We start from the raw sequence: 8,572 nt of genomic DNA, 5'->3' as shown, positions 1-8,572 counted from the left end.
AAGGGTGTTCTACCAGCTCGGCCGCCCTCGCCGGATGCGGGCATCGGAACCGAGATCACGACCCCGAACAGGCCCTAGTGCCCACTGTGCGCTTCATGTGGCCTCTTGGCCACACCTGGTCGTTCCCAGGCCGGGCGGTCGGGATCAGAGGGTCCAGGGCAGTCGGAGGGCCTCGATTTCCGTGTCGTTCAGGAGGGCCTCGACGAGCGGGGCAGGGCCCGCCACCTTGGTGGCCCAGAGGTCGTAGTCCGTGCAGAGGACCCAGGACCGGTCCTGGGCCCAGAGGTTGGACGGGGTCCAACCGTCCTCCTCCGGGTAGTCGTACAACGCCTTGGCATCCGCGAGCGCGCCGGCCCGGACGTGCAAGTTGTCGAAGTCCTCAGCCCTCTGCAACAGCGGGTTGTAGTAGGCCAGGCAGCGGGTCTCCGCACCCTGGGGGCTGTGCTCGGTGAGGATGTCGACCAGGCGGTTCCAGTCGGCCTGGTCCAGGCTGCCCTCGGACGGCCCCGCGATGCCGACCGGCCAGCCGCTCGGCTCCCGGAGCGAGGGGAATGAGCGGTAGCAGGGCAGCTGCCCCTCGGGCGCCACGGGATCACCAGTCCGCCGCGAGAGCTCCGCCCAGCGCAGCCGGCGCCAACGGGGGCCGCGGGGCTCGCCCGGCGTCACCCCCAACACGTCCGCGGGGTCGAGGCCCGGGATGATCTCGGGCCCGCCGCCATTCAGCACGGCTCGTTGATACGCGACATAGGACATGTCGATGGGCCCGAGTTCGTGTTCGTACATGGAGTGGAGCACCCAGGCGGCGTCGGGCAGTGCCGGCGGCATGAAGCCGGTGAGCCCGTCATCGTCGGCCAGCTCCCGCAGCCAATCAGTCTCCCCAGCCGCGGCCAGCGGCCACCGAGCGGTCGCCAGAGCAGCGGATGTCTCGTTCATCCGTTCAGGATCTCACCCGCCAGCGGCGAGCGCCGGGATCACTTCCCGGCCTCCACCACGTTCCCGGCGCCCTTGACAAACATGATTGGGAATCAGTCACAATCGACCTGCTGCTCGTTGGCCAGCAGACTGTCTCCAAGATCTGATCTTGGAGGTGGTCGTGGGGCGTCGACCGAGTGTGTTCGTCCGGCCGGTCACGATGGACGAGGGCCGGAAGCTGCAGCGGATCAGTCGGAGTGCGAAGGACCCGGTGAAACTCCGCCGGGCGATCGTGGTGCTGATGTCGGCCCAGGGCCAGACGGTCAAGGACATCACCGTGCTGATGCAGGTCAGCGAGGACTACGTCCGCGATGTCATCCACGCCTTCAACGAGCAGGGGTTCGACGCGTTGGACCCAAAATGGAGCGGGGGGCGCCCGAGGGTGATCAGTGATGAGGTGCGTGAGCGCATCTGCCTGATCGCCCGGACGTCTCCCGCGGACTGGAAGATCACCGCGTTCTCCACCTGGAGCCTGAGCAAGCTCGCCGAGCACCTGGTCAAGCAGAAGGTGACCGCGGCCATCAGCCGGGAGAGCCTGCGCCGGATCCTGCGCGAGGGAAAGGTCTCCTGGAAGACCACTACCACGTGGAAGGCGTCCACCGACCCGGAGTTCATCGCCAAGATGCACCGCGTCCTGGCGCTGTACGACACCCCGCCCGCCGGCGGACGGGTGATATGCGTCGATGAGTTCGGGCCGCTGAACCTGCTGCCCCGCAAGGGCAAGGCGTGGGGGCCGGTGAGGCGTCCGCGCCGGCTGCGGGCCACCTACCACCGCTACGGCGGCGTGCGGCAGATGCTCGCCGCCCTCGATCTGGCCACCGGCAAGCTGTACTACCGCATCCGCCCGCGCAAGCGGTGGCGCGAGTTCCTCGATGAAGTTGCCCCGGTTTGATGGACAACCTTTCGCTTTGGGACACTAAGTCCCGCAAGGAGGAGTTCATCGTGCCAAGGACGCGTCCGGCCTACCCGCCGGAGTTCCGTCGCCAGATAATCGAGCTGGTCCGCTCTGGTCGGTCGCCGGAGGAACTGGCCAAGGAGTTCGAGCCGTCCGCCCAGACCATCCGGACCTGGGCCAACCAGGACCGGGTGGACACCGGGGAACGCCCCGGCCTGACCAGCGACGAGAAGGAGGAACTCGCCCAGCTGCGCCGCGAGGTGAAGCAGTTGCGTGAGGAGAAGGAGATCCTCCGCAAAGCCACGGTTTTCTTCGTCCGGGAGACCAGCCGGTGATCTGCTACCGGCTGATCGACGAGAACACGGCACACCATGACGTCTCCCTGATGGCCCGGCTGCTGGGTGTGTCGCGGCAGGGCTACTACGCCTGGAGGGACCGCGCCCCCTCCCGCCGCCGGCGGGAGGACGCCGAGCTCACGGAGAAGATCCGCGGGCACCACGAGCGGTCCCACGGAACCTACGGAGCCCCGCGCATCCACGCGGACCTGCGCGAGATCGACGGCCTGTCCGTCGGGCGCAAGCGCGTCGCCCGCCTGATACGCAAGGCCGGGCTGACCGGCGTGCACCGCCGCACCGGCCGGGTCTCGCTCACCCGCCAGGACCGGCAGGCCACAGCCGCCCCCGACCTGATCGGCCGCGACTTCACCGCGAGCGCGCCGAACCTGCGCTGGACCGCGGACATCACCTACGTCCCCACCGGCGAGGGCTGGCTCTACCTCGCCGTCGTCCTGGACCTGTTCTCCCGCCGCATCGTCGGCTGGGCGATGGCCGACCACATGAGAACCGAGCTGGTCACCGACGCCCTCGCCATGGCGGTCACGGCCCGCAGACCCCGTCCCGGCCTCGTGCATCACAGCGACAAGGGCTCCCAATACACCAGCCTGACGTTCAGTCAGCGATGCGAAGAGGCGGGGATCCGGCCTTCCACCGGCCGCACCGGCTCGTGTTTCGACAATGCCGTCACCGAGAGCTTCTTCGCTTCCCTGGAGACCGAACTCATCGACCGGGCCGCCTTTCCCACCCGACACCACGCCGAGCAGACCCTCTTCGCCTACATCGAAGGCTTCTATAATCCCCGGCGCCGCCATTCGGCGAACGGCCAGCTCAGCCCGGCCGAGTACGAACGTCGTCACGCCGCGAAGGCACCACATAGAGTGCTCTACGCAGCCGCATAGCTCGCAAGCCCATCGGTGTCTGTCAGACCGGGGCAACTCCACGGGCCAGTTGTTCCAGCGGGGCGGGCATGAGGGAAAATGCAGGTGCAGGGACGGACTCACCAAGTGTTCATGGGACTTCGACACTCACATGCTCACTGAGACCGTGCCTGTACTGCGTTTTCCCTGTCCGAACCGGGACGCTCACCCCTACTTCGCGACGACTCCGGCGAACCCGACGATCTTCGATCTTGCGCGGGCTCCTGCGGGATCGCCGGAGCCGGATTTTCGTACTCCAGGTCACCAAGGGATTCGAGCGTTCTCTTCCTGGATTTCACGGCGGAGCCTCTCCCGGCACCGCCGCGTCGGCCGCGCGGGCCCCGTCCTCGTCGCGGTCCGTCCCACCTCCCGGGCGCACCTGAGCGCCCGCGTACGTGACCTTCGCTCCCGCAAGGTCAATACTTCAGACAAGAGGACTTCAGCCGACCCGCATCCGACCGCCCAGCAGACCTGACGGCCCGTCACCAAAGTCAGCATTAAGTCAGCATCAGTACCGCCACAGCCCGCTTCCGGCCACTGCGGACCGTCAAGATCGAAAACTTCCCCTACCTACTCTGACCAGCAAAAACGCAGGTGGAAGACCCACCTGCTAAGCCCCCTAGGAGGCACCCGTGAAGATGCTGATCAATGTGCCGGAGACCGTGGTCGCGGACGCGTTGCGTGGGATGGCGGCGGCTCATCCCGAACTCGCGGTGGATGTGGAGAACCGGGTGATCGTCCGGCGGGACGCTCCCGTGGCCGGGAAGGTGGGTCTGGTCTCCGGCGGCGGATCGGGGCACGAACCGCTGCACGGCGGGTTCGTGGGACCCGGGATGCTCTCGGCGGCCTGTCCCGGCGAGGTGTTCACCTCCCCCGTGCCCGACCAGATGGTGCGGGCGGCGGCGGCCGTGGACAGCGGGGCCGGGGTGCTGTTCGTCGTGAAGAACTACACCGGTGACGTGCTCAACTTCGACATGGCCGCCGAGCTCGCCGAGGACGAGGGCGTCCAGGTCGCGAAAGTACTGGTCAACGACGACGTAGCGGTGACCGACAGCCTCTACACCGCCGGTCGGCGCGGTACCGGGGCGACGCTGTTCGTGGAGAAGATCGCGGGCGCTGCGGCCGAGGAGGGGCAGCCGCTGGAGCGGGTGGAGGCCGTGGCCCGTCAGGTCAATGAGAACTCCCGCAGTTTCGGCGTGGCCCTGAGCGCCGTCACCACGCCCGCCAAGGGCAGCCCCACCTTCGACCTGCCGTCCGGCGAGCTGGAGTTGGGCATCGGTATCCACGGCGAGCCGGGCCGGGAGCGGCGGCCGATGATGACCTCGGGTGAGATCGCCGAGGCCGCCGTCGACGCGATCCTCCAGGACCTCACCCCTCGCAATCCGGTCCTGGTCCTGGTCAACGGCATGGGTGCGACCCCGTTGCTGGAGCTGTACGGCTTCAACGCCGAAGTGCAGCGGGTGTTCGGCGAGCGTGGTGTTCCCGTCGCCCGGGTCCTCGTCGGCAACTACGTGACGTCGCTCGACATGGCCGGTGCCTCGGTCACCCTGTGCCAGATCGACGAGGAGCTGCTGCGGCTGTGGGACGCGCCGGTGAACACGCCGGGACTGCGCTGGGGCGTCTGACGGACACCGGGGTATCGGTTCACAGTGCCTATCTCGCAAGGAGTTCCAGTGCTCGACGCCGAGTTCTTCCGCCGCTGGATGACGGTGACCGCCGAGTCCGTCGACCGTGAGGCGGAGCGGCTCACCGCCCTCGACTCCCCCATCGGGGACGCCGACCACGGCATCAACCTCCAGCGCGGGTTCACCGCGGTGCGGGCCGCGCTGGAGAAGGAGCCGCCCGCCACGCCCGGCGCGGTCCTCACCCTGTCCGGGCGTCTGCTCATCTCGAGCGTGGGCGGCGCGTCCGGGCCTCTGTACGGGACGCTGCTGCGCCGCACCGGCAAGGCACTCGGGGAGGCCGCCGAGGTGAGCAGGCAGCAGTTGGCCGAGGCGCTGCGCACCGGAGTGGACGCGGTCCGGCAGCTCGGGGGCGCGGCGCCGGGTGACAAGACGATGATCGACGCCCTGGTGCCCGCGGTCGACGCGCTCGGCGATTCCTTCGCCGCGGCGCGGGCCGCCGCCGAGGAGGGCGCGGTGGCCACGACGCCGTTGCGGGCCCGCAAGGGCAGGGCCAGTTACCTGGGCGAGCGGAGCATCGGGCACCAGGATCCCGGGGCCACGTCGGCGGCGCTGCTGATCGCCGGCCTCGCCGATGCCTCCGGCTCCGCCGGAGCCGCGGAGGCAGCCGGTGAGTGACGGAAAGCTGGTGGGGATCGTCCTGGTGTCGCACAGCGCGCAGGTGGCGGCCTCGGTCGCCGAGCTGGCGAAGGGCCTGGCCGGCGCCGGTACCGCGGTGGCCGTCGCCCCGGCGGGCGGCACGGAGGACGGAGGTCTCGGTACGAGCGCCGGACTCGTCGCCACCGCGGCGGCGTCCGTCGACGGTGGCGCCGGGGTCGCCGTTCTGGCCGATCTGGGCAGCGCGGTGCTCACCGTGAAGGCGCTGCTCGCCGAGGGCGACGAGCTCCCGGAGCACACCCGGCTGGTGGACGCGCCGTTCGTGGAGGGAGCGGTGGCCGCAGTGGTCACGGCGGCCACGGGAGCGGACCTCGCGGCGGTGGAGGCCGCCGCGGCGGATGCGTACACGTATCGGAAGGTCTGAGGGTCTGGCTTCGGCGCAGTCGCCGTTCACCGGGTGCCGTTCACGAACTGCCGGGCGAGCCTCTCCCCCGTCGTCACCGCCGCCCGGCGGTCCTCGACGGGGGTCACCCGACTGTCCCTGAACACGATGTAGGTGACACCGGAGGAGGTGCCGCCGCCCCGCGGGTCGGGATCGATATCGAGCGCTTCGGCCGTCGCGTAGGACGCCTCGCCGATGACACCCGCGGGGCCGGTGTCGCCGACGACCGCGTACTGCACCCGGTCGCGGTACACGACGGCCACCACCGAGCCGCCTCGGACGCCGTGCGCCCGGTGGTCCCAGAGCTCGCTCGGCGCCGGCACCACCACGAAGGGCAGGGTCTCGGATTTCAGGGGGCGGCCGTCAAACTGCGTGAAGGCGGTGGTGGCGGAGAAGTGCGGGTCGGTGCGGTTGTTGCAACGAACACCGGGCTGTCCGTCGCAGTCGATGTCCATGTCGGCCTTCCAGAACACGGCGTCGCGAGTACCGCACACCGAGATGGTGGCGCGGGCGCCCTGGTCGCTCCGGTGGTTGCCGTGGGAGACGGGGGTGCAGTCACGCACCTCGGCCAGCAGGTCGGCGGCGCTGACAGCGTCGGCAACGCTGACGGCGTCCTCCTGCCGCACGACCGGTTGTTCCGTGCGGGCCCGGGACGAGGTGTCGTGGAACGTCGCGGGGGCGAACAGGGAGACGCCGGCCACGGCCAGTGCGAGCGACTGGACAGGGTTCACGGTGTGCGGGCCTCTCGTGGGGGACACTGACGAGCACTCGGTCAATCTCATCCCGGAGTGGTGCCGCGGCCACCGAGACAGGGCCGTACGGTGCACCTTCGGCCGCCTCACAAGGACCCCGCCACACCCTCTTGATGTGGTCGCATCAGCCACGCCATATTGGTACGGACCACTTCACCGTTCCTGTGCCCTTCGGGAGGCAGAGCCGTGCGAGGCCTTCCTGTTGCCGTGCCTCCGTACCGGCGTGGCGTGCTGCGCGGGGCGCTCCGTGGCACGCTCTGCGGCGGGCTCCTGTTGATCGTCTCCTGCGGCGGGAGCGGATCCGGGGACGGAAGCGGGAACGACGGCGAACGGCCGCCCGGAGCTCCGACGGGTGTCACGGCCGAGGCAGGCAGCGCCACCAGCGTGCATGTCATGTGGAACACCGTCGCCTCCGCGAGCGCCGGGGTGAGCCGGTACGAGGTATATCGGGGCACCACAAAAGTCAAGGAAGTACCCGGTTCCGAACACATGGTGGATGTCACCAGGCTCCGGCCCGCCACCACCTATGCCTTCACCGTGCGGGCGCGGGACACGGACGGGCGGCTCGGACCGCGCAGCCGGGAGGTCCGGGCGACGACACCCGCGGCCACGATTGCCGACCGGTCCGCGCCCAGCCGCCCCACGGACGTCCGCGGCACAGCGGCCGGCAGCCGGGCGGTGCAGTTGTCCTGGTCTGCCTCGACGGACGACCGGGGTGTGCTCTCCTACGACGTGTACCAGGGAGGGGCGAAGATCCACAGCGTCGGCGGGGGGCAGACCGCCACCGTGGTGACGGGGCTGCGGCCGGGCACCCGCTACGCCTTCACCGTCCGGGCTCGGGACGCCGCCGACAATCTCTCCCCCGCCGGCGCCCCCGTCCGCCTCACCACACCGGGCCGTGACGACGGTCGCGCCACGGCGCCCACCGGCTTCCGCGCCACGAGTCACCGCTTTGAAGGCGCGTACCACATCGAGCTCAGCTGGGTGCCGCCACGCGTGGACGGGGTGATCACCGAGTACGAGGTGCGGCTCGACGGCCGCGCGGCCACCTCACTCGTCTACGGAGGGGACGCGCCGCGCGACCGGGCGACGTACAACTTCTACGCGGGCGAGGAGGCGGGGGTCACCCATCGGGTACGGATCCGGGCCAAGCTGCCGGACGGGACCTGGGGCGGTTTCTCGGCGGAGCGCACGGTGACGACGGGCCCGCACCGCTGAGCCCGTCCCCGTCCGGGCGACGACAGTCGTCACCTGCCCGGCGGCGGCCGGAATGCGCCGCGGGCCGGGTGCGCATTGGCTGGGCCCGTGGCAGCACGGGCGTTCCCCGATCCTCGGCGGCGCAAGGGATGTACCGCCAGCCGTGCCGCCGGAAGGCAGTTCACATGCGCTATTCGAAGCCACTGCTCCGTTCCGGTCTGACCGTGGCAGCCGCCGCCGCGCTGCCCCTGACCCTGGCGGGCCCGGCCGCCTCGGGCCCCGGAATCTCCGTGAGCACCACCGGTTCGACGGTCTCCGTCACCACCACCGCGTGCGCCCAGCTCAACGGCAGCTGGGGCACCGCCTCGCTGCTCGACAGCAGCAAGTCGAACTTCTCCCAGGGCCGCCAGGTGGCACTGTCCGGTACCAGCTCGGGACAGTCCGCCGCCTGGTCGGACGTCGGCTCGGGGACCCACACGGTGATCGTGATGTGCTCGAACGGGACCACCGCGGGCACGCAGTCCGTCGTCGTCGCCGCCGATCCCGCTCCCAGCCCGGCGGCCTCCGTCTCGCCTTCGCCGACCCGCGGGGTGATGGGCGGCATCGGCGGCGGCTCCACCGACTACGGCACGGTGACACTGGTGGCCGGCGGCGCGCTGGTCGGTACCGGTCTCGTCGCCACGGTCTGGTACCTGCGGCGGCGCGGCAAGCCGAACCGCCTCTGAGACGGCGTCGGCCGCCATCACGTCCGACGCGCTCCGGTCGGGCGGCCGGCGTCACTTT

General features: G+C 70.2%; 9 protein-coding genes. 7 read left to right on the top strand and 2 right to left on the bottom strand.

Translation table 11 applies throughout. The annotated features are described in order from the left end of the window. Positions 1–144 precede the first annotated feature (144 nt). Positions 145–933, bottom strand: a complete 789-nt coding sequence (locus tag JL475_RS02410; RefSeq protein ID WP_202274567.1) for a hypothetical protein — start codon at positions 931–933, stop codon at positions 145–147. Between the two features lie 160 nt (positions 934–1,093). Here JL475_RS02410 and JL475_RS02405 point away from each other — a divergent pair, with 160 nt between their 5' ends. The 5 genes from JL475_RS02405 to JL475_RS02385 all read left to right on the top strand — a co-directional run bounded on the left by JL475_RS02405 (position 1,094) and on the right by JL475_RS02385 (position 5,822). Next, on the top strand, positions 1,094–1,864 hold the full coding sequence (locus tag JL475_RS02405) for an IS630 family transposase (protein ID WP_202274565.1): 771 nt from the start codon (positions 1,094–1,096) through the stop codon (positions 1,862–1,864). A 50-nt stretch (positions 1,865–1,914) separates the two neighbouring features. Further along, positions 1,915–3,101 (top strand): IS3 family transposase gene (locus tag JL475_RS02400; protein WP_202274563.1). Its coding sequence is split into 2 segments (ribosomal slippage): positions 1,915–2,170 and positions 2,170–3,101, totalling 1,188 coding nucleotides; the frame shifts between segments, so codons are not numbered across the junction. 650 nt (positions 3,102–3,751) lie between these two features. After that, positions 3,752–4,744, top strand: coding sequence for a dihydroxyacetone kinase subunit DhaK (gene dhaK / locus JL475_RS02395; RefSeq protein WP_202274561.1), 993 nt, complete (start codon positions 3,752–3,754; stop codon positions 4,742–4,744). 48 nt (positions 4,745–4,792) lie between these two features. After that, positions 4,793–5,419 (top strand): dihydroxyacetone kinase subunit DhaL, encoded by a 627-nt coding sequence (gene dhaL / locus JL475_RS02390; RefSeq protein ID WP_202274559.1) that lies wholly within the window; start codon positions 4,793–4,795, stop codon positions 5,417–5,419. Further along, the gene (locus tag JL475_RS02385) at positions 5,412–5,822 is read left to right on the top strand and encodes a PTS-dependent dihydroxyacetone kinase phosphotransferase subunit DhaM (RefSeq protein ID WP_202274557.1); all 411 of its coding nucleotides are present in this window, start codon (positions 5,412–5,414) and stop codon (positions 5,820–5,822) included. The genes dhaL and JL475_RS02385 overlap by 8 nt, the downstream gene beginning before the upstream one ends. A 26-nt stretch (positions 5,823–5,848) precedes the next feature. On the opposite strand, the gene JL475_RS02380 is transcribed toward JL475_RS02385, so the two are convergent. Then, positions 5,849–6,571 carry a glycoside hydrolase family 75 protein gene (locus JL475_RS02380; protein ID WP_307824951.1) on the bottom strand — a complete coding sequence of 241 codons (723 nt, stop codon included), beginning with the start codon at positions 6,569–6,571 and terminating at the stop codon, positions 5,849–5,851. A gap of 297 nt (positions 6,572–6,868) precedes the next feature. On the opposite strand from JL475_RS02380, the gene JL475_RS02375 reads away from it, so the two are divergent. Continuing rightward, a complete protein-coding gene (locus tag JL475_RS02375) occupies positions 6,869–7,810 on the top strand; it encodes a fibronectin type III domain-containing protein (RefSeq protein ID WP_307824954.1) in 942 nt (313 codons plus the stop codon). 164 nt (positions 7,811–7,974) lie between these two features. After that, positions 7,975–8,514: a hypothetical protein gene (locus JL475_RS02370; protein ID WP_202274551.1), complete on the top strand. Its 540-nt coding sequence runs from the start codon at positions 7,975–7,977 to the stop codon at positions 8,512–8,514. The last annotated feature ends 58 nt before the right edge of the window (positions 8,515–8,572 follow it).

The sequence above is a fragment of the Streptomyces sp. M2CJ-2 genome (assembly GCF_016757295.1).
GTDB lineage: Bacteria > Actinomycetota > Actinomycetes > Streptomycetales > Streptomycetaceae > Streptomyces.
This window is presented reverse-complemented; position numbering and strand designations above follow the sequence as displayed.

What these genes read in the sequence shown, in the direction of transcription:
- JL475_RS02370 (WP_202274551.1), top strand. Translation starts at nt 7,975, where the DNA reads ATGCGCTATTCGAAGCCACTGCTCCGTTCCGGTCTGACCGTGGCAGCC.
- JL475_RS02410 (WP_202274567.1), bottom strand. Translation starts at nt 933, where the DNA reads ATGAACGAGACATCCGCTGCTCTGGCGACCGCTCGGTGGCCGCTGGCC.